This is a genomic window from Curvibacter gracilis ATCC BAA-807 (genome assembly GCF_000518645.1).
GTDB lineage: Bacteria > Pseudomonadota > Gammaproteobacteria > Burkholderiales > Burkholderiaceae_C > Curvibacter > Curvibacter gracilis.
Map to the genome: position 1 here is coordinate 58,429 of NZ_JADZ01000016.1, position 21,196 is coordinate 79,624.

The 21,196-nt window shown below is 67.5% G+C and carries 19 protein-coding genes and 1 other RNA gene; 9 read left to right on the forward strand and 11 right to left on the reverse strand.

Translation table 11 applies throughout. From position 1 onward, the window contains the following. Positions 1 to 36 precede the first annotated feature (36 nt). From dksA to lepB, 5 genes are all read right to left on the reverse strand, one after another. Positions 37 to 834, reverse strand: a complete 798-nt coding sequence (gene dksA, locus L880_RS34980; RefSeq protein ID WP_084461305.1) for an RNA polymerase-binding protein DksA — start codon at positions 832 to 834, stop codon at positions 37 to 39. Positions 835 to 1,085: 251 nt separating this feature from the next. Next, entirely contained in the window at positions 1,086 to 2,144 is a 1,059-nt protein-coding gene (locus L880_RS0114220) for a CobW family GTP-binding protein (protein ID WP_027476246.1), read from the reverse strand. Between the two features lie 180 nt (positions 2,145 to 2,324). Further along, complete coding sequence (locus L880_RS0114225) at positions 2,325 to 3,527, reverse strand: class I SAM-dependent rRNA methyltransferase (protein WP_027476247.1); 1,203 nt, start codon at positions 3,525 to 3,527, stop codon at positions 2,325 to 2,327. Positions 3,528 to 3,638: 111 nt separating this feature from the next. After that, on the reverse strand, positions 3,639 to 4,055 hold the full coding sequence (locus L880_RS0114230) for an STY0301 family protein (protein ID WP_157462876.1): 417 nt from the start codon (positions 4,053 to 4,055) through the stop codon (positions 3,639 to 3,641). Between the two features lie 331 nt (positions 4,056 to 4,386). After that, a complete protein-coding gene (gene lepB / locus L880_RS0114235; RefSeq protein ID WP_027476249.1) occupies positions 4,387 to 5,052 on the reverse strand; it encodes a signal peptidase I in 666 nt (221 codons plus the stop codon). Positions 5,053 to 5,238: 186 nt separating this feature from the next. Here lepB and L880_RS32410 point away from each other — a divergent pair, with 186 nt between their 5' ends. Genes L880_RS32410 through L880_RS0114250 form a run of 3 tightly spaced genes read left to right on the forward strand, consistent with a single transcriptional unit; the run spans position 5,239 to position 8,380 of the window. Further along, entirely contained in the window at positions 5,239 to 6,240 is a 1,002-nt protein-coding gene (locus L880_RS32410; protein WP_084461307.1) for an HlyD family secretion protein, read from the forward strand. Then, a complete protein-coding gene (locus L880_RS0114245) occupies positions 6,237 to 7,232 on the forward strand; it encodes an ABC transporter ATP-binding protein (RefSeq protein WP_027476250.1) in 996 nt (331 codons plus the stop codon). Before L880_RS32410 ends, L880_RS0114245 begins: the two co-directional genes overlap by 4 nt. Further along, positions 7,229 to 8,380: an ABC transporter permease gene (locus L880_RS0114250; RefSeq protein WP_027476251.1), complete on the forward strand. Its 1,152-nt coding sequence runs from the start codon at positions 7,229 to 7,231 to the stop codon at positions 8,378 to 8,380. The genes L880_RS0114245 and L880_RS0114250 overlap by 4 nt, the downstream gene beginning before the upstream one ends. Positions 8,381 to 8,393: 13 nt before the next feature. On the opposite strand, the gene L880_RS0114255 is transcribed toward L880_RS0114250, so the two are convergent. Genes L880_RS0114255 through L880_RS0114270 form a run of 4 tightly spaced genes read right to left on the reverse strand, consistent with a single transcriptional unit; the run spans position 8,394 to position 12,087 of the window. After that, positions 8,394 to 9,389 carry a tyrosine recombinase XerC gene (locus L880_RS0114255; protein WP_051443323.1) on the reverse strand — a complete coding sequence of 332 codons (996 nt, stop codon included), beginning with the start codon at positions 9,387 to 9,389 and terminating at the stop codon, positions 8,394 to 8,396. A 20-nt stretch (positions 9,390 to 9,409) separates the two neighbouring features. Then, a complete protein-coding gene (locus tag L880_RS0114260) occupies positions 9,410 to 10,108 on the reverse strand; it encodes a DUF484 family protein (RefSeq protein ID WP_019574121.1) in 699 nt (232 codons plus the stop codon). A 35-nt stretch (positions 10,109 to 10,143) separates the two neighbouring features. Further along, on the reverse strand, positions 10,144 to 11,019 hold the full coding sequence (gene dapF, locus L880_RS0114265) for a diaminopimelate epimerase (RefSeq protein ID WP_027476253.1): 876 nt from the start codon (positions 11,017 to 11,019) through the stop codon (positions 10,144 to 10,146). Between the two features lie 57 nt (positions 11,020 to 11,076). Beyond that, positions 11,077 to 12,087, reverse strand: a complete 1,011-nt coding sequence (locus L880_RS0114270) for a Bug family tripartite tricarboxylate transporter substrate binding protein (protein WP_027476254.1) — start codon at positions 12,085 to 12,087, stop codon at positions 11,077 to 11,079. Between the two features lie 192 nt (positions 12,088 to 12,279). Between L880_RS0114270 and L880_RS0114275 the strand changes: the two genes are divergently transcribed. From L880_RS0114275 to L880_RS0114285, 3 genes are all read left to right on the forward strand, one after another. Beyond that, positions 12,280 to 13,953 (forward strand): MBL fold metallo-hydrolase, encoded by a 1,674-nt coding sequence (locus tag L880_RS0114275; protein WP_027476255.1) that lies wholly within the window; start codon positions 12,280 to 12,282, stop codon positions 13,951 to 13,953. A 77-nt stretch (positions 13,954 to 14,030) separates the two neighbouring features. Then, positions 14,031 to 15,164 (forward strand): ATP-binding protein, encoded by a 1,134-nt coding sequence (locus L880_RS0114280; protein ID WP_027476256.1) that lies wholly within the window; start codon positions 14,031 to 14,033, stop codon positions 15,162 to 15,164. Between the two features lie 98 nt (positions 15,165 to 15,262). Then, a complete protein-coding gene (locus L880_RS0114285; protein WP_027476257.1) occupies positions 15,263 to 15,991 on the forward strand; it encodes a S4 domain-containing protein in 729 nt (242 codons plus the stop codon). Between the two features lie 27 nt (positions 15,992 to 16,018). Here L880_RS0114285 and L880_RS0114290 read toward each other — a convergent pair whose 3' ends face one another. After that, positions 16,019 to 17,494 carry a catalase gene (locus L880_RS0114290; protein WP_245615163.1) on the reverse strand — a complete coding sequence of 492 codons (1,476 nt, stop codon included), beginning with the start codon at positions 17,492 to 17,494 and terminating at the stop codon, positions 16,019 to 16,021. Between L880_RS0114290 and L880_RS36390 the strand changes: the two genes are divergently transcribed. Then, positions 17,378 to 17,788 (forward strand): hypothetical protein, encoded by a 411-nt coding sequence (locus L880_RS36390; RefSeq protein WP_245615167.1) that lies wholly within the window; start codon positions 17,378 to 17,380, stop codon positions 17,786 to 17,788. The two genes, L880_RS0114290 and L880_RS36390, sit on opposite strands and share 117 nt — an antisense overlap. A 1-nt stretch (position 17,789) precedes the next feature. On the opposite strand, the gene rnpB is transcribed toward L880_RS36390, so the two are convergent. Continuing rightward, an RNA gene (gene rnpB / locus L880_RS34410) (RNase P RNA component class A) lies at positions 17,790 to 18,250 on the reverse strand. A gap of 142 nt (positions 18,251 to 18,392) precedes the next feature. Here rnpB and cysK point away from each other — a divergent pair. Next, a complete protein-coding gene (gene cysK / locus L880_RS0114295) occupies positions 18,393 to 19,310 on the forward strand; it encodes a cysteine synthase A (protein ID WP_027476259.1) in 918 nt (305 codons plus the stop codon). Positions 19,311 to 19,442: 132 nt separating this feature from the next. Continuing rightward, on the forward strand, positions 19,443 to 21,191 hold the full coding sequence (locus tag L880_RS0114300) for an NAD(P)/FAD-dependent oxidoreductase (RefSeq protein WP_027476260.1): 1,749 nt from the start codon (positions 19,443 to 19,445) through the stop codon (positions 21,189 to 21,191). The last annotated feature ends 5 nt before the right edge of the window (positions 21,192 to 21,196 follow it).

Genomic DNA, 21,196 nt, shown 5'->3' on the forward strand with positions numbered 1-21,196 from the left:
CGGAACGCCAGCTGCAAAGCCAGGGCGAACGCAGGATCAGTCGCCGAACATCTTCTGCTTGAGCTCGCGGCGCTGCTGCGCCTCAAGCGACAGGGTGGCCGTGGGGCGGGCCAGCAGACGGCCGACACCGATGGGTTCACCGGTTTCGTCGCAGTAGCCGTAGTCGCCGGCATCGATGCGGGCGATCGACTGCTCGATCTTCTTGAGCAGCTTGCGTTCGCGATCGCGGGTGCGCAGCTCGAGAGCGTGCTCTTCTTCGATGGTGGCGCGGTCGGCCGGGTCGGGCACCACCACGGTGTCCTCGCGCAGGTGCTCGGTGGTTTCACCGGCATTGTTCAGCATGTCCTGCTTGAGACGGGTCAGCTTGAGGCGGAAGAAAGCCGTCTGCTTTTCGTTCATGTACTCGCTGTCGGGCATGGCGAGCACTTCTTCGTCCGTCAGCTGGTCAACGGACTTGGTCTTCCAGTTGTTGGCCAGCTTGGGGTCTTTCTTGATCGCCGAAAGGGCGGGCGAAGCGTTCATTGTCGTAGGCATGGTGTTGAGAAAGCTGGCTTTGGCGGCGGTAGACGCCACGGCTGAGGCCGTGGCCATGGATGGTACGGTTAATTGGGTCAGTCTGGAAGATGGGCGCGCACTGCGCTGCGGAGACCCATCTTCGGCGGGGGCAGGAACCTCGTTCCCGGCACGCGCGGCTGACGCTGGATTGGCCGACTTGCGAGTCACCGTCTTGGCCGCTTCCGGGGGTGCCGGAGGGCTTGCCGCCTTCACCGCTGCGCTGGCCGTCTTGGCCACAGCGGGTGCTGCCGTCTTGGTTTTGCTGGCAGGGGCTTTCAAAGACTGTCTCCTCGCAAGGCCGGCGCCATCGCCTCAAGCCCGCGTGCCGGCTTGAAAGAGCCGGTGCGCAGGACCGCTCTTTGACCGGGGCGCGATTGTATAGGGATGCGCCCGCGCGCCGTCAACCGTTGCAGAATCGAGACATTCATGAGCCACCGCCCCCGCAAAAAGACGCAAGTCTAGGGCTTTTGCCCGCTCAGGCAAGCCCATCTGCTGCATTTTTGATACGGAATGACGATCGAGTCACGAACTCAGACGAGACACTGCTCCAACCCTTGCAAAAAGATGTCGCGCGGCAGGTCGATGCCGATGAACACCATCTTGCTGATGCGGGCTTCGTCCGGCCCCCACTGCGGGCCCAGATCGCTGCCCATCAGCTGGTGCACGCCCTGGAAGATCACCTTGCGCTCGGTGCCCTGCATATTGAGCACGCCCTTGTAGCGCAGCATGCGCGGGCCGTAGATGTTGACGATGGCGCCCAGGAAGTCTTCCAGCTTGGCCGGGTCGAACGGGCGCTCGGCCTTGTAGGCGAAGCTCTTCACGTCGTCATCGTGGTGGTGGTGATGGCCATGACCGCCGTGCTGGTGCGAGGGGTGGTTGCAGGCCTCGCCCGGGGCATGGTCGTGGTGATCATGGTGGTGGTCGTGGTCGTCTTCCTTCAGGAAGTCGGGGTCGATGTCGAGCTTGGCGTTGAGGTTGAAGCCGCGCAGGTCGAACACCTCGCTGAGCGCCACCTCTCCGAAATGCACGGCCTTCTGGGCGGCGCGCGGGTTCATGTGGGCCAGGCGATGCTTCAGGGCCTCGACCTCTTCGGGCGCCACCAGGTCGGTCTTGCTGATGAAGATCTGGTCGGCAAAGCCCACCTGGCGACGGGCTTCCTGGCGGTCGTTGAGCTGCTGGGCCGCGTGCTTGGCGTCCACCAGGGTCAGGATGGAGTCGAGCAGGTAGGTTTCGGCAATCTCTTCGTCCATGAAGAAGGTCTGCGCCACCGGGCCGGGGTCGGCCAGGCCAGTGGTCTCGATCACGATGCGCTCGAAATCGAGCATGCCCTTGCGGCGCTTGGCGGCCAGCAGTTGCAGGGTCTCGCGCAGGTCTTCGCGGATGGTGCAGCAGATGCAGCCATTGCTCATCTGGATGATCTGCTCTTCGGTGTTGCTGACCAGGATGTCGTTGTCGATGTTCTCTTCACCGAACTCGTTCTCGATCACGGCGATCTTCTGGCCATGCGCCTCGGTGAGCACACGCTTGAGCAGGGTGGTTTTACCGGAACCCAGAAAACCGGTGAGGATGGTGACGGGAATGAGGGCCATGACAGGACTTTCAGCAAATGAGAGACGGCGGAGGTGAGGCAGCGGCGGCGGCAACGGCGGCAAGCGCAGGGCCTTGGGGCGGACGCGACGGGCGCGCCGGGCGCATGCAACACCCGCGCCAAACCCCTGATCTGAGGAGTTTAGCCCCGGTTTTCAAGCCCTGCCGGACAAGGGTCGGGCTCAGCGCCGCACCACCACCAGACCCTTGAGGTACTCGCCCTCGGGGAAGGCGATGGTCATCGGGTGGTCCGGGGCGCCGCCCAGGCGTTCGGTGATGTAGCCGTCCACCCCGGCGTCGCTGCCCGCCGAAGCCACGATCTTGTGGAACAGATCGGCACTGATGCCGCCCGAGCACGAGTAGGTGAACAGCACGCCCCCGGGCGCCAGCAGCTTGAAGGCCAGGCGGTTGATGTCCTTGTAGGCGCGGGCGGCCCGGTCGGCATGGGCCGCGGTGGGGGCGAACTTGGGCGGGTCCAGGATGATGGCGTCGAAGCTGCGCCCTTCGGCACCGAAACGGCGCAGCGAGGCATTCACGTCGGCATCCAGAAACTCGGCGCGTTCGGCGGCAAACCCATTCAGCGCCACATGGGCCCGGGCCCGCTCCAGGGCCGGGGCCGAGGAGTCGATCGAGGTGACATGGCCCGCGCCGCCCGACAGCGCCGCCACGGTGAAACCGCCGGTGTAGCAGTAGCAGTTGAGCACGCTGCCGAACTGGCGCTGGCGGGTCACCTCGGCAAAACGCTTGCGGCTGTCGCGCTGGTCCAGGTAGAAGCCGGTCTTGTGGCCCTCGGCCACGTCCAGCGTCAGCTGCCAGTCGTGCTCACGCAGGGTGATGCCGGTGGGCGCCGGCTGGCCGTCGGCCAAGGTGCCGCCACGCAGCCAGCCGGTGGCCTCGGGCAGTCCTTCCAGCGCGCGCGAACTCGCGTCCGAGCGCTCGTAGAGCTTGCTCAGGCCGGTTTCACGCAGCAGAGCGTCGGCCAGCACGTCTTTCCAGCGCTCCATGCCGGCGGTGCCGAACTGGGCCACCAGGGTGTCGTCGTAGCGATCGACCACCAGGCCGGGCAGGCCGTCCGACTCGCCGTGCACCAGGCGGATGCCATTGCTCTGCACATCGAACCAGGCACGCGCCGCGATCGAGCGCTTGATGGCCGCGCCCATGAAGGCGGCATCGATGCGCTGGGTTTCGTCAAAGCTCCAGACCCGCGCCTTGATCTTGGAGGCCGGGCTGAAGGCGGCCCAGGCCAGGAAGCGCCCGTCCGAGGCCTCGACGCGCACGGTCTCACCGGCGTCGCCACCGCCCTTGGCAATGGCCGAGTCAAAAATCCAGGGGTGGCGGCGCAGCAGCGAGCGCTCCTTGCCTTCGCGCAGTCGAATCGTTTTCATGGGGCGGAATTGTCCGCCCTTTTACCGCTCGATCTTTAAAAACAACCGCTCAACCCCTCTCAACGCCTGTTCAAGGCCAAGCCTAGGCCGAGGGAGACCTGAAACACGGTCTCATTGGCAGCTCAGCTTGAACCGCTTTTTTTCACGGTATTCAGCGACACAGAAGGTGATCTCATCGGGCAGACGCAGCGCCACGCCAACCAAGCCATCGGCATAGGAGCACACGCCGTACTTCCCGTCCGGGAACGTGCCCTCGAAGCGCCAGCGCTCAGTATTGCCCGTCTTGGTCCGGCGGTATTCCGGCACCAGCACCGCGAGGTTTTCTGGGGGCCCGGCATACAGACTGACCCCCTGAACCTTCAGGGTTTGCGGCTCGGTTGCCGCGATCAACCGGGCACCAGAAGGGAGAGCGGTGTGGCCGGTGGGCGCCACGCTCGCCCGGATGCTGTCCGGGCAGTGCGCCAGGTCTGCGCCTTGTGCAGAAACCGCCAAGCCCAGCAGGGCAGCCCATGGAAGGAATCGTTTCAAGGCGGTGTCACTCGATGACCGAGAAGGCTTCGGCATGGCCCAGGACCTTGGCACCTTCGCGCCAATGGCGGGGCGGTGACATCCCCGAACAATGCTGGCGCAGCGCAGTACACGGCTGGCTGACGACTTTGGCACTTCCGTCCAGGCCCTCAACGTCGGAATAAACGGTTGGCACGAACACCCCCTGATGGGAAGAGAAATCATCCTTGGTGCTTCAGACTGAAATACACCCACTGAAAACTCAGCGGGCAAGATTGATTTGGCCTGGATTAGCAATCAATGATCAAGGGATGCACGGACGCGGCTGGATGACTTTTGGACTTTCACCCCATCAGAGACGCTGCCCAAAGCGCTCGAAGCGCGGCATCCAATGCCCCAGGATGTCGGCCGACACCAGCACGCCGCGGGCCTGGGCGATCAGCAAGGCCCTGGGCACGAAGCCGATGTAGCGCGAATCGGCGCTGTTGTCGCGGTTGTCACCCAGCATCAGGTACTGCCCCTCGGGCACGGTGACCGGGCCGAAACTGGAGCGCGCCGACACGCCCTGCAGCCACTGCACCCGGCGCTGGTGGCCCTGGATGGACTCTGTCAGGCGGGTGGCGGGCCGCTGCACGCCGGGCTGCACCGGTTCGGTCAAGGCCTCGGCCTGCTCGTAGCGGGCCTGCTCGCCATTGATCCAGAGCACCTCATCGCGCATCTCGACCACATCGCCGGGCAGGGCCACCAGGCGCTTGATCAGGCGGGTGCCGTCCTGCGGTGACGAGAAGGTGACCACATCGCCGCGCCTCGGCTCGCCCAGGTGGGCCAGCACCACATCGGTCAGCGGCAGCTTGAGGTCGTAGGCCAGGCGGTTGACCAGCACCACATCGCCCTCCAGCAGGCTGGGGCGCATGGAGCCCGAGGGGATGGGGTTCCAGTCGGCCACGGCGGTGCGGAACAGGCCGAAGCCGATCAGCAGCAACAGGAAGGAACGGTTGGATCGGAGCCAATGCCACATGGTGTTTTTGCCTTTCTCGGCAGACCGCCCCTCGGTGGGGCCATTCGTCTGCTCGGCCGCAGTATGGGGCCGGCGCGGTGGGTCAGAACGCCCGGCGCAGCGCGCTTAAGTTTGGGCTAAGCCACCGCCCCAGCAGCACTTGACATGCATCAAGCCCGCGCCGGGACACGACGACCAGAATGCCCCATGCCCGCCCTTGCCCACCCCTTCAGACACTTCGCCTGGCGTCTGGCCCTGCCTTGCGGCCTGTTGACGCTGCTGGGCGCCTGCCAGCCCGCCCCTGAGCCCGCCTGGTCAGGCTATGCGGAGGGCGACTATGTCTACATCGCCGCCCCCGTGGCCGGCACCCTGCGCGCGCTGCCGGTGCAAAAAGGCCAGAACGTGGCGGCCCAGGCCCTGCTGTTCAGTCTGGACGACCAGCCGGCCCAGGCCGCCCGCGCCGAGGCCGATGCCCGCCTGGACACGGCGCGCCACCAGGCCGACGACAGCGCCAAGGGCCGGCGGCGCGATGAGATCGCCGTGACCGAAGCCCAGCTGGCCCAGGCCCGCGCCCAGGCCGAGCGGGCGCAGACCGAATGGCAACGCAACCAGCAGCTGGTGAACCAGTCCTTTGTCTCTCGCTCGCGCCTGGACGACGCGGCCACGGCCGCCCGCCAGGCCCAGGACCGGGTGGATGAGCTGCAGGCAGCCCTGCGCGTGGCCCGGCTGCCGGCCCGCAGCGACGAGCAGGCGGCCGCCCAGGCCAGCCGCCGCGCCGCCGCCCAAGCCCGCGAGCAGGCCCTGTGGCGCGAGCAGCAAGCACAGCAATACGCCCCGGCCGCCGGCCTGGTGGCCGACACCTTCTTCCGTGTGGGCGAGTACGTGAATGCCGGGCAGCCCGTGCTGGCCCTGCTGCCCCCCGAGCGGCGCAAGGCCCGTTTCTACGTGCCCGAGGCGCAGCGCGGCGCGCTGGCCCCGGGGCAGGCCGTGAGCCTGCGCTGCGACGGCTGCGGCGCGCCCATGGCGGCCCGCATCAGCTACATCTCGCCCCAGGCCGAATACACGCCGCCGGTGATCTACTCCAACAGCCAGCGCGCGCGCCTGGTGTTTTTGGTCGAGGCCCTGCCCTCCCCCGCCGATGCCCTGCGCCTGCCGCCGGGCCAGCCGCTCGATGTGCGCGTGGACGTGAGCGCCGAGGCCAGGCCATGAACCCGGCGCCGGACGGGCAGGACGGGCCGGACGCCCCCCGCTGGGCCATCGATGTGCGTGGCCTGACCAAGCGCTACAACGGTCGCGAGGTGGTGCGCCAGGTGAACCTGCAGGTGGCACCTGGGCGCATCTGCGGCTTTCTGGGGCCGAACGGCAGCGGCAAGACCACCACCATCCGCATGCTGTGCGGGCTGCTCACGCCCGATGCCGGCGAGGGCCAGTGCCTGGGGCTGGACATCCGGCAGCAGGCCGCGGCCATCAAGCGGCAGGTGGGCTACATGACGCAGAAGTTCGGCCTCTACGAGGACCTGTCGATCCGCGAGAACCTCGACTTCGTGGCCCGGCTGTTCGAGCTGGACCGGCGCCGCCAACGGGTCGATCAGGCGCTGGAACGCCTGGGCTTGGCCAGCCGGCAGAAGCAGCTGGCCGGCGCCCTGTCGGGGGGCTGGAAGCAACGCCTGGCGCTGGCGGCCTGCCTGCTGCACGAGCCCCGCCTGCTCTTGCTGGACGAGCCCACGGCCGGCGTCGACCCCAAGGCCCGGCGCGACTTCTGGGACGAGATCCACCGCCTGGCCGCCGAGGGCATCACCGTGCTGGTGTCCACCCACTACATGGACGAGGCCGAGCGCTGCCACGAGCTGGTCTACATCGCCTATGGCGAGGTGCTGGCGCGCGGCACGGCCCCGCAGATCGTGGCCGACTCAGGCCTGTGCGTGTGGTCGGTGCAGGGGCTGGCGGCCGGCGCCGACCTCACCGCCCTGGTGGCGCCCCTGAAAGCCGCCGAGGGGGTGCTCAGCGTGGCGGCCTTCGGCCAGTCGGTGCATGTGGCGGGCCGCGACCCGGCCCGGCTGCAGGCGGCGATCGCGCCTTGGCAGCACCGCGCCGACCTGCGCTGGGCGCCGGCCGAGCCCGATCTGGAGGATGTGTTCATCAGCCTGATCGGGCGGGCGGCCGACAATTTCGGCCCCAACAGCCCCCAGGAGGCCGCATGAACCACGCCCGCGGCGAACGCCGCTTCAGCCTGGCCCGCATGCTGGCCATCTTCATCAAGGAATGCCAGCAGATGCTGCGCGACCGGCCCACCTTTGCCATGGCCGTGGGGGTGCCCATTCTGCAACTGGTGCTGTTCGGCTACGCCATCAACACCGATCCCAAAGGCCTGCCCACGGCCCTGGTGAGCACCGATGCCAGCCCCATCGCGCGCAGCCTGGTGGCGGCGATGCAGAACACGGGCTACTTCCACATCACCCGGCAGCCCGCCAGCGAGGGCGAAGGCGATCGCCTGATCGAAGACGGCGAGGTGCAGTTCCTGATCGTGATTGCGCCGGATTTCTCGCGCCGCCTGGTGCGGGGCGAGCACCCGGCCCTGCTGGTGAGCGTGGACGCCACCGACCCCTCGGCGGCCAGCAACGCCGTGGCGGCCCTGGGCCAGTTGGCGCCCACGGCCTTGCAGCATGAGCTGGTGGGGCCACTGCAGTCGCTGCGGCCGGGGGCGGCCCCGTTCGAGCTGCGCATCCACAAGCGCTACAACCCCGAGGGCCTGTCGCGCTACAACATCGTGCCGGGCCTGATCGGCACCATCCTGACCATGACCATGGTGATGCTGACCGGCCTGGCCATGACCCGCGAGCGCGAACGCGGCACCATGGAGAACCTGCTGGCCACCCCGGTGCGCCCGCTGGAGGTGATGGTGGGCAAGATCCTGCCCTACGTGCTGCTGGGCTATGTGCAGCTGAGCGTGATCCTGGCGGCGGCCTGGGCCTTGTTCGAGGTGCCCATGGTGGGCAGTTTTGCGCTGCTGATGGCCATGATCGGCCTGTTCATGCTGGCCAACCTGGCCGTCGGCTTCACCTTCTCGACCTTGGCACGCAACCAGTTGCAGGCACTGCAGGCGACCTTTTTCTTCTTCCTGCCCTCGATGCTGTTGTCGGGCTTCATGTTCCCGTTCCGGGGCATGCCGGTGTGGGCCCAGCATGTGGGCGAGGTGCTGCCGCTGACGCACTTCCTGCGCATCGTGCGCGGCATCCTGCTCAAGGGCAATGGGCTGGCCCAGCTCTGGCCCGAGGTGTGGCCGCTGCTGGCCTTTCTGGGCGTGGCAGGCGCCCTGGCGCTGCTGCGCTATCGGCAGACGCTGGACTGAGCCGCCCCCGGCCTCAGCGCTCGGGCTTGCTCTGCGGCTCTTTTTTGGCCGGGCCGCCCTTGCGGGCCCGCGGGTGGGCCGCGTCATACGCCTTGGCCAGGTGCTGGAAGTCAAGCCGGGTGTAGACCTGGGTGGTGCTGATGTTGGCGTGGCCCAGCAGCTCCTGCACGGCGCGCAGGTCGCCGCTGGACTGCAGCACATGGCTGGCGAACGAGTGGCGCAGCATGTGCGGGTGCACCGCGGCCGGCAGCCCGGCCTGCAGGCTGCGCCGGCGCAGCCGCTGCCACACCGACTGCGGGGTCAGCCGGGTGCCATGGCGCCCCATGAACAGGGCGGGCTGGGTGCTGGCGGCACCGGCGCCCGCGCCGCCGCGCAGCGTCAGCCAGCGTTGCAGCGCCTGCAGGGCGGCGCGGCCCAGCGGCACGCTGCGCCGCTTGCTGCCCTTGCCCATGACGTGCACCTCGGCCTCGCGCAGATCGACCCAGCCACGTCCCTGCTGGTGCGCCTCGGCGCTGGCCTGCACGTCCAGCCCCACCAGCTCGCTGACCCGCAGGCCGCAGCCATACAGCAGCTCGACCATGGCGGCATCGCGCGCCTCCAGCCAGGGGTCGTCGTCGGGGTTGTCGTGTTCGGCCAGTTGCACTGCCGCGTCCACCCCCAGGGCCTTGGGCAAGGGCTTGGGGGACTTGGGCGCGCGCACATCGGCCACGGGGTTGCTGGTGATCAGCCCTTCGCGCCCCAGCCAGGCGTAGAAACCGCGCCAGGACGACAGCACCAGCGCGATGCTGCGCCCGCCCAGGCCGGCCCCATGCAGTTGGGCCGCCCAGCGGCGCACCTGGGCCGGGGGCACGGCCGGCAGGGCCAGGCCCGCCGCGTCGGCCAGGCTTTGCAGGCGGGTCAGGTGCTCGGTGTAGAGGGCCAGGGTGCGGGTGGCCAGGCGCTTCTCGTAGCGCACGTGGTCCAGGTAGCCTTGGACCAGAGGCTGGACCAAGGGCTGCAGAACGGGCACCGCGGCCTCCACAGGGCCGCTCAGTCGCGCAGACGCGTCAGGGCGGCGCTGGCCAGTTCGGACATGCGCTCCAGGAAGTCGGTGCCCATGCCGCTGTGGAAGCGCTGCGGGTCGGGCGAGGCCAGCACCAGCATGCCGAAGGCCGGCGAGGCGCTGCCGATGGCGCCCACGCGCAGCGGCAGCAGGGCCAGCGAGACCACGGCCGCCGGCTCGGCCAGCCACTGCACCGCCTCGAAGCCTGGGTTGGCGCCGCAGAACGGGGCCGTCAGGGACGAGGCGAAGGTCTTGGCGTCATCGCTCACGCCCAGGGCAAAGGGCTGCTCGGCGTGCGCGGCGGACACGCCCCACACCTTGATGGCCACCTGCGGCACCTGGAACTGGCTGCGCACATCGGCCGCGATGCGCTCGGGCAGCTCCAGCGGGTTTTCGGTGCGCAGCAGGCCCAGCGCCCAGCGCTGCAGCTTGTCGGCAATGATGGCGTTCTCGTTGCTGTGCCGGATCATGTCCATGATGCGGCCTTCGAGCGTCTTGATCTTGTCGCGCAGCATCTCGGCCTGGCGCTCTTGCAGGCTGACGGCCCGGTTGCCATGCGGGCTGGTCATCTGCACGCTGGCCAGCACCTCGGCGTGGCGCTCGAAGAAATCGGGCGAGTTGGCCAGGTAGTTGGCAATGTCGTCTTCGGTGATCGGGTTCATGCCAGGGGTTTGGATTGCGGTCATGGGGAGGGCGGGCTCAAGAAGACGGTCAGAAAAAATCAGAGGTGGTCGGGCACATCGATCTGGCCCTCGAACACGGTCACGGCGGGGCCGGTCATGCGCACGGGCTGGCCCAGGCCGGCCCATTCGATGGTCAGTTGCCCGCCGCGGGTCTGCACGTCGACACGGGCGTCGAGCAGGCCCAGGCGGATGCCGGCCACCACGGCCGCACAGGCGCCGGTGCCACAGGCCAGGGTTTCGCCCGTGCCACGCTCGAACACGCGCAGGCGCACCTGGCTGCGCGACACCACCTGCAAAAAGCCCACGTTGACCCGGCGCGGAAAGCGCGGGTGGCTTTCCACCAGGGGGCCTACGCTGGCCACCGGGGCGGTGTCCACATCGGCCACCAGGGTCACGGCGTGGGGGTTGCCCATGGAGACCACGGCCGCAGCCACCGCATCGAGCGCGGGCTGGCCCGCCAGGGCCAGGGGCCACAGCTGCCACGCGCCCTCGGGGCGGGCCTGCAGGCCGGTGGCGTCAAAGGGGATGTCGGCCAGCTCGAACACCGGCGCGCCCATGTCGACGGTGACGCGGCCATCGGGGTTGAGCACGGGCTCGATGACGCCGGCCCGGGTGTGCACGCGGATCGCGTCCTTGGTGGTCAGGCCTTTGTCGCGCACATAGCGGGCAAAGCAGCGCGAGCCGTTGCCGCACTGCTCGACCTCGCCGCCGTCGGCGTTGTGGATGATGTATTCGAAATCGATGCCGGGCGCGGGGCTGGGGCGCACGGTCAGGATCTGGTCGGCGCCCACGCCGAAGTGGCGGTCGGCCAAGTAGCGGTAGTGCGCCGGGCTCAGGGGCAGGCGGGCGGCGGTCTCGTCGAGCACGACGAAATCATTGCCGGCACCCTGCATCTTGGTGAAGCGGATCTGCATGCCCCGATTATCGGGGCTTCCGGCGCCGCAGCGAAAGCCGGGGCCGCAGACCGGGGTTCACTCCAGGGTGATGTGGGCGGCTTTCACCACCTCGGCCCATTTGAGGCGGTTGGCCTTGACGGTGGCCTTGAACTGCTCGGGGTTCTCCAGGCGCACGCTGTTGCCCGCCCCCTCGAGCTTGGCCTTGACCTCGGGGTTCTCCAGCACCGCCTGCACCGCACTGTTGAGGCGCTGCACGGTGCGCGCATCGGTGCCCTTGGGGGCAAAGATGCCGAACCAGATCGAGCTGTCGAAGCCCTTGGTGCCGGGCAGGCCGCTTTCGGCGATGGTGGGCACCTCGGACACCGCGCCCACGCGCTTGGCAGTGGTCACGCCCAGCAGGCGCACCTTGCCGGCCTTGTACTGGTTCAACACGGTCTGCACCTGGTTCATGATGCAGCAGGTCTCGCCACGCAGCACCGCGGTCATGGCCTCGGGGCCGCCCTTGTACGGCACGTGGATCATGTCCAGGCCGACCCGCGAGTTGAACTCGGCAAAGGCCATGTGGGTGCCGGTGCCGTTGCCGGTAGAGGCAAAGTTGTACTTGCCGGGGTTGGCCTTGACCAGATCGACGAACTCCTTGAGCGTCTTCACGTTGATCACATCGGGGTTGATGGTGAGCACATTGGACACGTCCAGCACCGGGGCCACCGGCACGAAGTCGTTCTCGACATCGAACGACAGCTTCTTGTACAGCGCCGCATTGCTGCCATGGGTGGCCGCGGTGCCGAACACCAGGGTGTAGCCATCGGGCTTGGCCCGGGCCACATACTCGCTGGCGATGTTGCCGGCCGCACCGGCCTTGTAGTCGATCACCACGGGCTGGCCCAGTTGCTTGCCCAGGGGCTCCTGGATGTGGCGTGCCACCACATCGACACCCGAACCGGCCGGAAAGGTCATCACCAGGGTCAGCGGGTGTTGCGGCCAGTCGCCGCCCTGGGCCAGCGCGGACCCGGCCACGCCCAGCAGGCCGGCGGCCAGCCAGCTCAGGCCGTGCCGCAACAAGGATGGGCGAAAGGTTTCTGTCATGTGGGCTCTCCCGAAATATCAGCCAGGGGTGAAAAATGAACTGCCGCATTGTGACCAGATGCTCATGCCGCACAGGTCTTTGCTTATGCCACGCCAGGCGCGTGCAAGCGCCGTGCCGGCCCCGGTGGCCTGGGGGAAACCCCAGTCCTGAAGGTGTCAGTGCCCGCAGCAGCGCTGCCGATAATGGCCCGCATGACCCGTTCAAGCCAGCTTTTGCACCCTTCACGCGAACCCGCCCCCCTGCGCCCCGCTGCCACCGTGCTGCTGCTGCGCGATGCCACCGGCCCCGAGGGCCAGCCCGGCATCGAGGTGCTGATGACCCGGCGCTCGATGAGCGCCAGCTTTGCCCCGGGGGCCTATGTGTTTCCAGGCGGCGGAATTGACGCGACGGACGCAGCCTCGCATGCCCAGGCCCGGCGCCGCCCAGGCCAGAGCGATCTGAACCTGACGCGCGCCATCGCCGCCATCCGCGAGAGTTTCGAGGAGCTGGGCGTGCTGCTGGCCTGGCAGGCCGACGGCCGCGCGGCCGATGCCGCCACCATTGCCCAGCTGGACCGCAGCCAGCCCTTTGCCGCCCAATGCCAGGCCCTGGGCCTGCAGATGGCGGCCGACCAGGTGTTTGTGCTGGCGCACTGGATCACCGACCGCGACCTGCCGCGGCGCTTTGACGTGCCCTTTCTGGTGGCCCGCATGCCGGCCGACCAGACCCCGGTGGCCGACGAGGCCGAGCAGTTCGAGCCGGTGTGGGTCAGCCCGGCCGAGGCCCTGGCCCGGCACGCCGCCGGCCAGTTCTTCATCATCTTCCCGACCATCCGCACCCTGGAGCGGCTGCAGGGCTACACCACGGTCGATGCGGTGCTGGCCGCCTGCGCCAGCGAACAGCCGCTGTGGACCAGTTGCCCGCGCGCCGGCCTGCTCAATGGCCACGAAGCCCGCTACATGGAGCATGAGCAGCCTTATGGCGAACTGGCCCTGGTCTGCCCCGACGGACAGATCGTGCACGAACTGGAATGGCAGACCGAGCGGCCGGTGCCGCTGTTGAAGAACGTGCAGCGCCTGACCGCCCCCAACCCCGGCGTGATGACCGGCCCGGGCACCAACAGCTACCTGGTGGGCGACCCCGACACCGGCTACATCGCCATCGACCCCGGCCCGGCCGATGCCGAACACCTGGAAAAGCTCTGGCGCGCCGCCGGTGGCGACATCCGCCACATCGTGTGCACGCATTCGCACCCCGACCACTCGCCCGGCGCCGCGCCACTGCAGGCCCTGTGCCGCCGCCATGGCCGCCCGGTGCCCGACATCCTGGGCCTGGCCTCGGCCCCCACCGCCCGCGCCGCCAGCGAATTCAGCCCCGAGCGGGCGCTGGCCCATGGCGAACGCCTGCTGCTGCAGGCCCCGGGCGATGCCGCCCCTCGCCACACCCTGGAGGTGCTGCACACCCCGGGCCACGCGGCCAACCACCTGTGCCTGCTGTTGCTGGAAGACGGCCTGCTGTTCTCGGGCGACCACATCCTCAATGGCAGCACCACCGTGGTCGACCCACCCGACGGCAACATGGCGGACTACATCAACTCACTCGATCTGCTCGACCAGGCCTGCGAGCGTGCGGGCGCGGACTTCATCCTGCCCGCCCACGGCTACGTGCTGGGCCAGGCGCGGGCCGCCATCGCCCAGCTCAAGGCACACCGCCTGCAGCGCGAGGCCAAGGTGCTGGCCGCCATGCGCGAACGCCCCAAGGGCACGCCCGAAGAATGGGTGGAACTCGCCTACGCCGACGTACCGACCCGCCTGTGGCCGGTGGCCAAGCGCTCGCTGCTGGCCCATGTGGAGCGCTTGCGCAGCCTGGAGGCGACATTGGGCTGAAGTCCAAAACTGCGACTTTTTTGCAGCCGACTGGAAAAAAGTCGCGACTTTCTTCCAGTGGCCGATAAAATAGTCGCATGCAACGCGACTTGATGCCACTGATTCAACACGACCTGCTGCGCAAGGTCGTGCTGCTCAGCGGCCCCAGGCAGGTCGGCAAGACCACGCTGAGTCAGCAACTGATGGCGGATCGCCCGGGCAGCCAATACCTGAACTACGACGTGGCGGCCCACCGGGCCGTGATCACGGCCCGAAGCTGGCGCCAGAGCGCGCCGCTGCTGGTGTTCGATGAAATCCACAAGATGCCCCACTGGAAGTCCTGGCTCAAGGGCGTGTGCGATGGCCGCCCACCCGAACAGCAGGTCCTGGTCACCGGCAGCGCCCGGCTGGAAACCTTCCGCCAGGCTGGCGACTCTCTGGCCGGCCGGACCTTGCGCTGGCGTCTGCTGCCCTTGTCGGTGCGCGAGTGGTGTGGGCAGCAACACGCCCAACCCGCCCAGGCTTTGACCCATCTGCTGAGCCGAGGGGGCTTTCCAGAGCCGGCCCTGGCCGAGACCGACGAGCAGGTCCAGCGCTGGCGCGCGGGCTATTTTGAAGGCCTGGTGCGCGAAGACGTGCTGGAGTTCTCGCGCCTGCAGGACATTCGGGCCATGCGTCTGTTTGCCGAAATGCTGCGCTCACGGGTGGGTTCTCCGCTGTCGCTGGCCTCTCTGGCGCGTGACCTGCAGGTGTCGCCCAGCACCCTGGCCCGCTACCTGGACATCCTGGAGGCCTTGTTCATCGTCTTCGTCGTGCGCCCCTGGCACCACAACATCGCCCGCGCCACCTTGCAATCGCCCAAGGTCTACTTCTATGACAACGGGCTGGTGCTGGGTGACGAGGGCCTGCGCTTCGAGAACTTGGTGGCCTGTCACCTGCTCAAGCAGGTTCAGTGGCAGCAGGACAGCCGAGGCAGCGCCAGCGGCCTGCACTACATCCGCACCAAAGACGGGGCCGAGGTGGACTTTGTCCTCAGCGAAGGCGAAAGCCTGACGCACCTGATCGAATGCAAGTTGAGCGATGCCAAGCCCCATCGTGCCTTGGCCCGGTTTGCCGACGCATGGCCAGAAGCCCAAGCGGTGCAACTGCTGCGTGAATGCCAGGTCGAGGCGGATCTCGGCCGGATCCAGCTTCGGGCTGCCGCAGAATGGCTGGCCCATCTGCAGGCCTGACACACGCTCCCGCCAGACGCGTAAACTCGGCCCCCCAGCCCCCCAGCCCCCCAGCCCCCCAGCCCCCCAGCCCTCCAGACGCGACACCCCCTCCCCCCATGACCGACCCCATCCGACTCTCCAAACACGTGGCCGACCAGGCCGCCTGCTCACGCCGCGAGGCCGAATTGCTGATCGAGGGCGGTTGGGTGAAGGTCAACGGGCAGATCGTGGAGGAGCCGCAGCACCGCGTGAGCCCTGGCACCGACGAGGTGCTGGTCGACCCGCAGGCGCGCCCCGAAAGCGTGCCGCCGGCCACCCTGCTGTGGTACCGGCCCGACCCCAAGACCCCCTGCGATGCGCAGGCCCTGCAAGGCAGCGACCCGATCAGCCGGTTTCCGGTGCGGGTGCTGAAACGTCACTTCACCCAGCAGCAGGCCATTGCCGGGCTGGAGGGCCTGGCCACCGGTCTGGTGGTGTTCACGCAGGACGGCCGCATGCGGCGGCGCCTGCTGGAGGACGAAGCCGAGATCGAGCAGGAGTTCATGCTGGAGTTGCCGGGCCAGTTGACCAACGAGGCCATCGACCAATTGGCGGCACGCCTGCAGCAGGCCCGCCTGTGGCCCCAGGTGCCGGTGGTGGGCAAGGTGAGTCTGAATGCGCGCGGGCCGCAGGGCACGCGGCTGCGCTTTGCCCTGAAGGCCAGCAGCGCCCAAGGGGTGCTGGCCTTGTGCGCCCAGGCCGGCCTGCGGCCCCAGGCGCTGCGCCGCACCCGCTTGGGCCGGGTGGGGCTGACCGGGCTGGAGCCCGGCCAGTGGCGCTTCATGGGCCCGCACGAGAAGTTCTGAGCGGGCCCACGGCTTGCGCCAGGCGGCTTACTCGCTGAGGCGGGCCGCGCGGCGCTGGATCGAGGCCGGATCGACCGACAGGGCCTGGGCGATGGCCCGGCCGTAGTCGGCGTCGGCCTTGTAGAAGAAGGCCAGCACCGTGTCACGGGTTTCAGCGTTCTTCACCTGGCCCAGATCGCCGGCCAGGTTGGACACCAGGTTCTTGCGCTCGGCCGGGCTGAGGCTGCGGTAGAACTCGCCGGCCTGGCGGAAGTTCAGGGTCTTGCTGATGGCCGCTTGCTGCGTGCTGCCGGCCAGCGGCAAGGCGCTGGACTTGAACTGCGCGTCGTCCTTCACATTGACCTGGCGGCTGGGCTCGTAGTTGACCGAGCCACTGCGCTGACCGGCGTTCATCGCGCCATCCTGGTTGTTCGAGACCACCTCGTTGCGCGGGCGGTTCACCGGCAGTTGCAGCGCATTCACGCCCACCCGGTGCATCTGGGTGTCGGCGTACGAGAACACACGGCCCTGCAGCAGGCGGTCTTCCGAGGCCTCGATGCCCGGCACCAGGTTGGAGGGCGCAAACGCGGCCTGCTCGGTCTCCTGGAACACGTTGGCCGGGTTGCGGTTCAGCGTCATGGTGCCCAGCTTGCGCTCCGGCACACCGGTCCAGATCTTGGTCGGGTCCAGCGGGTTGAAGTCAAAGCTGTTGAGCTGCTCGGGGCGCAGCACCTGCACGTACAGATCCCACTGCGGGAATCGGCCGCGTTCGATCTCCTGCATCAGGGCGCGGGTGGCGTGGTTGAAATCCTGCGCCTGCAGGGCACTGGCTTCGGCCGCACTCAGGTTGTGCTCGCCCTGCACCGAGGCCCAATGGAATTTGACATACACATACTGGCCCTTGGCATTCACCATTTTGTAGGCATGCACGCTGTTGCCATCCATCAAATGGTAGCCCTTGGGGGTTCCATAATCCGAATAAAGCCGCGTCAGCATGTGGGTGGCCTCGGGCACATGCGAGAAGAAATCAAAAAACCGATTCGGATCCTGCAAATTCGTGTCGGGCGCCGGCTTCAGCGAATGCACCATGTCCGGGAACTTGATGGCATCGCGAATAAAGAACACCGGCAGGTTATTGCCGACCAGATCCCAATTGCCTTCGCTGGTATAGAACTTGGTGGCAAAACCGCGTGGATCACGCAGGGTTTCGGGAGAATGCTGGCCGTGCACCACGGTCGAGAAACGCACGAAGACCGGGGTTTCCAGCCCGGGCGTGAAGACCTTGGCACGGGTCAATTCGGCCACATCGGCGGTGGCCTTGAACACCCCGTAGGCACCGGCGCCACGTGCGTGGACCACGCGCTCGGGCACGCGTTCACGGTCAAAGCGCTGCAGCTTCTGGATCAGGTGAACATCTTGCAGCAAGGTGGGGCCTGTGGCACCTGCCGTCTGGGAGTTTTGATTATCACCCACCGGGGCGCCATTATCACGCGTCAGCACATCCGCCGAAGCAGCACCTGCCACAAAAGCAGAAACCATTACAGCACTTACAGAACGAAGCACAAAATTTCTCATGAAAATCAAAATCCAATCAATGAAGGGAAAATGATTCTAGAAGCAAGATATTCAGGCCCCGATCATGGCAGGGGCATCGCCGAGATAATAAAAATCAATCCACAGAAAATCATGCCAACCCAACACCACGGCTGGCGAACGAAAATGGCAGAAACGGAAGTCGATAAAGAGAAAAACAGGTCGAACGCCCGGTCCGACCGGGGGTTTCGAGGAATTCCAGCGGCGTGGAAACGATTGAAATAAAGTGTGAAGTCAGCCGATAAGCCGGATTCTGTGCACCGTGCTTGCGCACGGCGTGACCGCCATTACTCTGGGCCGAGGGTCACCCACCCGGCTCGATGCTACCTACCCGCCAACTCTGCGGAACCACATCAACGTTGGCCTACTTGGTATTGCTGCGCGTAGAGATTGCCCGTTTCACCCTGATCGGTTCCCGATCAGGGTGGCTGGGGGGATCACGCTTGCGCGTGACCGGGTCGGTTGACACCGACCCCACTGTGGCTTGCGCCACAGCCCCCAGAACACCTTGGTCTGGAGTGGCCGAACAGACTCGTCTCTGTTGCTCTGATCCTCACCTCACGGTGGAGAGCCGTTAGCTCCTACGCTGTCCTGTGCAGTCCGGACGTTCCTCCAGTGCGGTGTTTCCACACGGCGACTTGCGTCGCCGCCCTTTCGGCTAGCACCAGCGGCGGTCTGGCTGACTTCACGGGCGCCATTATGACGGCAAGACATGAGCTTAGTCGGACAACGCACCATCAAGCACGGCAGAATGTGCGGGTCACGGGCCGCTTGCGGCCCGATCCCCCCGCGTCCCCGCGTCTTGCAACCTCTCTACCTTGGAGTCCGCATGAAAGCCGACAACATCCTTCAGACCATTGGCAACACCCCCCATGTGCGCATCAACCGCCTGTTCGGCCCTTCGGCCCAGGTGTGGGTCAAGTCCGAGCGCGGCAACCCGGGGGGCTCGATCAAGGACCGCATTGCGCTGGCCATGATCGAAGACGCCGAAAAATCGGGCCGCCTGCAGCCCGGTGGCACCATCATCGAGCCCACCTCGGGCAACACCGGTGTGGGCCTGGCCATGGTTGCGGCCGTCAAGGGTTACAAGCTGATCCTGGTGATGCCCGACAGCATGTCGATCGAGCGCCGCCGCCTGATGCTGGCCTATGGCGCCAGCTTCGACCTGACCCCACGCGAAAAAGGCATGAAGGGCGCGATCGCCCGCGCCGAAGAGCTGGCCGCCCAGACCCCGGGCGCCTGGATTCCGCAGCAGTTCGAGAACCCGGCCAACATCGAGGTGCACGTGCGCACCACCGCGCAAGAGATCCTGGCCGACTTCCCTGACGGGCTGGACGTGCTGATCACCGGTGTGGGCACCGGCGGCCACATCACCGGCACGGCTCGCGTGCTGAAGGCGAAGTTTCCCCAGCTCAAGGTGTTTGCGGTCGAGCCCACGGCCTCGCCCGTGATCTCGGGCGGCGCTCCGGCACCGCACCCGATCCAGGGCATCGGCGCGGGCTTCATTCCGAAGAACCTCGACACCAGCCTGCTGGACGGCGTGATCCAGGTCGAAGCCGAGGCCGCCCGCGAGTACGCGCGCCGCTCGGCCCGCGAAGAAGGCATTCTGGTGGGCATCTCCTCCGGCGCCACGCTGGCGGCCATCGCCCAGAAACTGCCCGAACTGCCGGCCGGCGCCAAGGTGCTGGGTTTCAACTACGACACGGGTGAGCGCTACCTGTCGGTGGACGGTTTCCTGCCCGCGTAAATCGGGCTGGGCCAGCTCCGCAGCAGCGCCGTGGCCGTGAGGCCCGGCGCTTTTTTTGCGGCCGCCGGGGCGGCCCCTTAAAATCCGGGCCCCGCATTGCCTTTTGCTTGATCAACACAAGCCGGCCCGACCATGATCCGAATCTCCGAACTCAAGCTGCCCCTGTCCACCCTGCCCGAGGACAGCAGCACCCAGCCGGTGGAGGCGCTGCGCGCCCAGGCAGCCCAGATACTGGGCATTGCACCGGCCGATATCGCCACGCTGCACGTGCACAAGCGCAGCTTCGATGCGCGCAAGCCCGAGCTGCTGACGGTGTACATCGTCGACCTGACGCTGCAGGACGCCAGCGCCGAAGCCGCCCTGCTGGCCCGGCATGCCCAGCACCCGCACATCCTGCCCACGCCGGACATGGTGTGGCACCCCCCCGGCCACGCGCCAGAAGGCTTTCCCAGCCAGGCCAATGAGCGCCCGGTGGTCGTGGGCTTCGGGCCCTGCGGCATTTTTGCGGCCCTGGTGCTGGCCCAGATGGGCTTCAAGCCCATCGTGCTGGAGCGCGGCAAGACGGTGCGCCAACGCACCAAGGACACCTGGGGCCTGTGGCGCAAGAAGGTGTTGAACCCCGAATCGAACGTGCAGTTCGGCGAAGGCGGTGCGGGCACCTTCTCGGACGGCAAGCTGTACAGCCAGATCAAGGACCCGCGCCACCTGGGCCGCAAGGTGATGGAAGAATTTGTGCAGGCCGGCGCCCCAGAAGAGATCCTGTACGTGGCGCGCCCGCACATCGGCACCTTCAAGCTGGTGAAGGTGGTCGAGACCTTGCGCGAACAGATCATCGCCCTGGGTGGCGAGATCCGCTTCGAACAACGCGTGGTCGATGTGGGGGTGGACGAGGGCCCCGAGGGCCGGCGCCTGCGGGCCCTCAAGGTGCTGGACGTGGCCAGCGGCCAGACCTACGAGCTGCCCACACAACACGCCGTGCTGGCGCTGGGCCACAGTTCGCGCGACACCTTTGCCATGCTGCACCAGCGCGGCGTCTACATGGAGGCCAAGCCCTTCTCGATCGGCTTCCGGGTCGAGCACCCGCAAAGCCTGATCGACCGGGCCCGCTGGGGACGCCACGCCGGCCACCCGCTGCTGGGCGCGGCCGATTACAAGCTGGTGCACCACGCCAGCAATGGGCGGGCGGTGTACAGCTTCTGCATGTGCCCGGGCGGCACGGTGGTGGCGGCCACCTCGGAGCCGGGGCGCGTGGTCACCAACGGCATGAGCCAGTACTCGCGCAATGAACGCAATGCCAACGCCGGCATCGTGGTGGGCATCGACCCGGTCGACTACCCCAGCGATGCCGCGGCCTTCGAGTGGGCCCTGGGCGATCGACAACGCTGGCAGCTGCCTGCCGACGGCAGCGTGCACCCGCTGGCCGGGGTGGTGCTGCAGCGCCAACTCGAATCCCGCGCCTATGAACTGGGCGGCAGCAATTACGAAGCCCCCGGCCAGTTGGTGGGTGACCTGGTGGCCGGGCGGCCGTCCACGGCGCTGGGCTCGGTGGAGCCCTCGTACAAGCCGGGGGTGAAGATGGGCGATCTGTCGCTGGCCCTGCCCGAATACGCCATCACCGCCATGCGAGAGGCGTTTCCGGCCTTCGGCCGCAAGATCAAGGGCTTTGACCTGCACGACGCGGTGCTGACCGGGGTCGAGACCCGCACCTCATCGCCGCTCAAGATGACGCGCAACGAGCACTACCAGAGCCTGAACACGCGCGGCCTGTTTCCGGCCGGCGAAGGCGCCAGCTACGCCGGCGGCATCCTGTCGGCCGGGGTGGATGGCATCAAGGTGGGTGAGGCGGTGGCCAAAAGCCTGCTGGGCGCGCCGCAGCACTGAAGCCC

Coding starts and splice junctions, on each gene's coding strand:
- L880_RS0114220 (WP_027476246.1), bottom strand. CDS start 2,144: ATGGCCCTCATTCCCGTCACCATCCTCACCGGTTTTCTGGGTTCCGGT.
- L880_RS0114225 (WP_027476247.1), bottom strand. CDS start 3,527: ATGAAAACGATTCGACTGCGCGAAGGCAAGGAGCGCTCGCTGCTGCGC.
- lepB (WP_027476249.1), bottom strand. CDS start 5,052: ATGTGGCATTGGCTCCGATCCAACCGTTCCTTCCTGTTGCTGCTGATC.
- L880_RS32410 (WP_084461307.1), top strand. CDS start 5,239: ATGCCCGCCCTTGCCCACCCCTTCAGACACTTCGCCTGGCGTCTGGCC.
- L880_RS0114245 (WP_027476250.1), top strand. CDS start 6,237: ATGAACCCGGCGCCGGACGGGCAGGACGGGCCGGACGCCCCCCGCTGG.
- L880_RS0114250 (WP_027476251.1), top strand. CDS start 7,229: ATGAACCACGCCCGCGGCGAACGCCGCTTCAGCCTGGCCCGCATGCTG.
- L880_RS0114260 (WP_019574121.1), bottom strand. CDS start 10,108: ATGACCGCAATCCAAACCCCTGGCATGAACCCGATCACCGAAGACGAC.
- dapF (WP_027476253.1), bottom strand. CDS start 11,019: ATGCAGATCCGCTTCACCAAGATGCAGGGTGCCGGCAATGATTTCGTC.
- L880_RS0114270 (WP_027476254.1), bottom strand. CDS start 12,087: ATGACAGAAACCTTTCGCCCATCCTTGTTGCGGCACGGCCTGAGCTGG.
- L880_RS0114275 (WP_027476255.1), top strand. CDS start 12,280: ATGACCCGTTCAAGCCAGCTTTTGCACCCTTCACGCGAACCCGCCCCC.
- L880_RS0114280 (WP_027476256.1), top strand. CDS start 14,031: ATGCAACGCGACTTGATGCCACTGATTCAACACGACCTGCTGCGCAAG.
- L880_RS0114285 (WP_027476257.1), top strand. CDS start 15,263: ATGACCGACCCCATCCGACTCTCCAAACACGTGGCCGACCAGGCCGCC.
- cysK (WP_027476259.1), top strand. CDS start 18,393: ATGAAAGCCGACAACATCCTTCAGACCATTGGCAACACCCCCCATGTG.
- L880_RS0114300 (WP_027476260.1), top strand. CDS start 19,443: ATGATCCGAATCTCCGAACTCAAGCTGCCCCTGTCCACCCTGCCCGAG.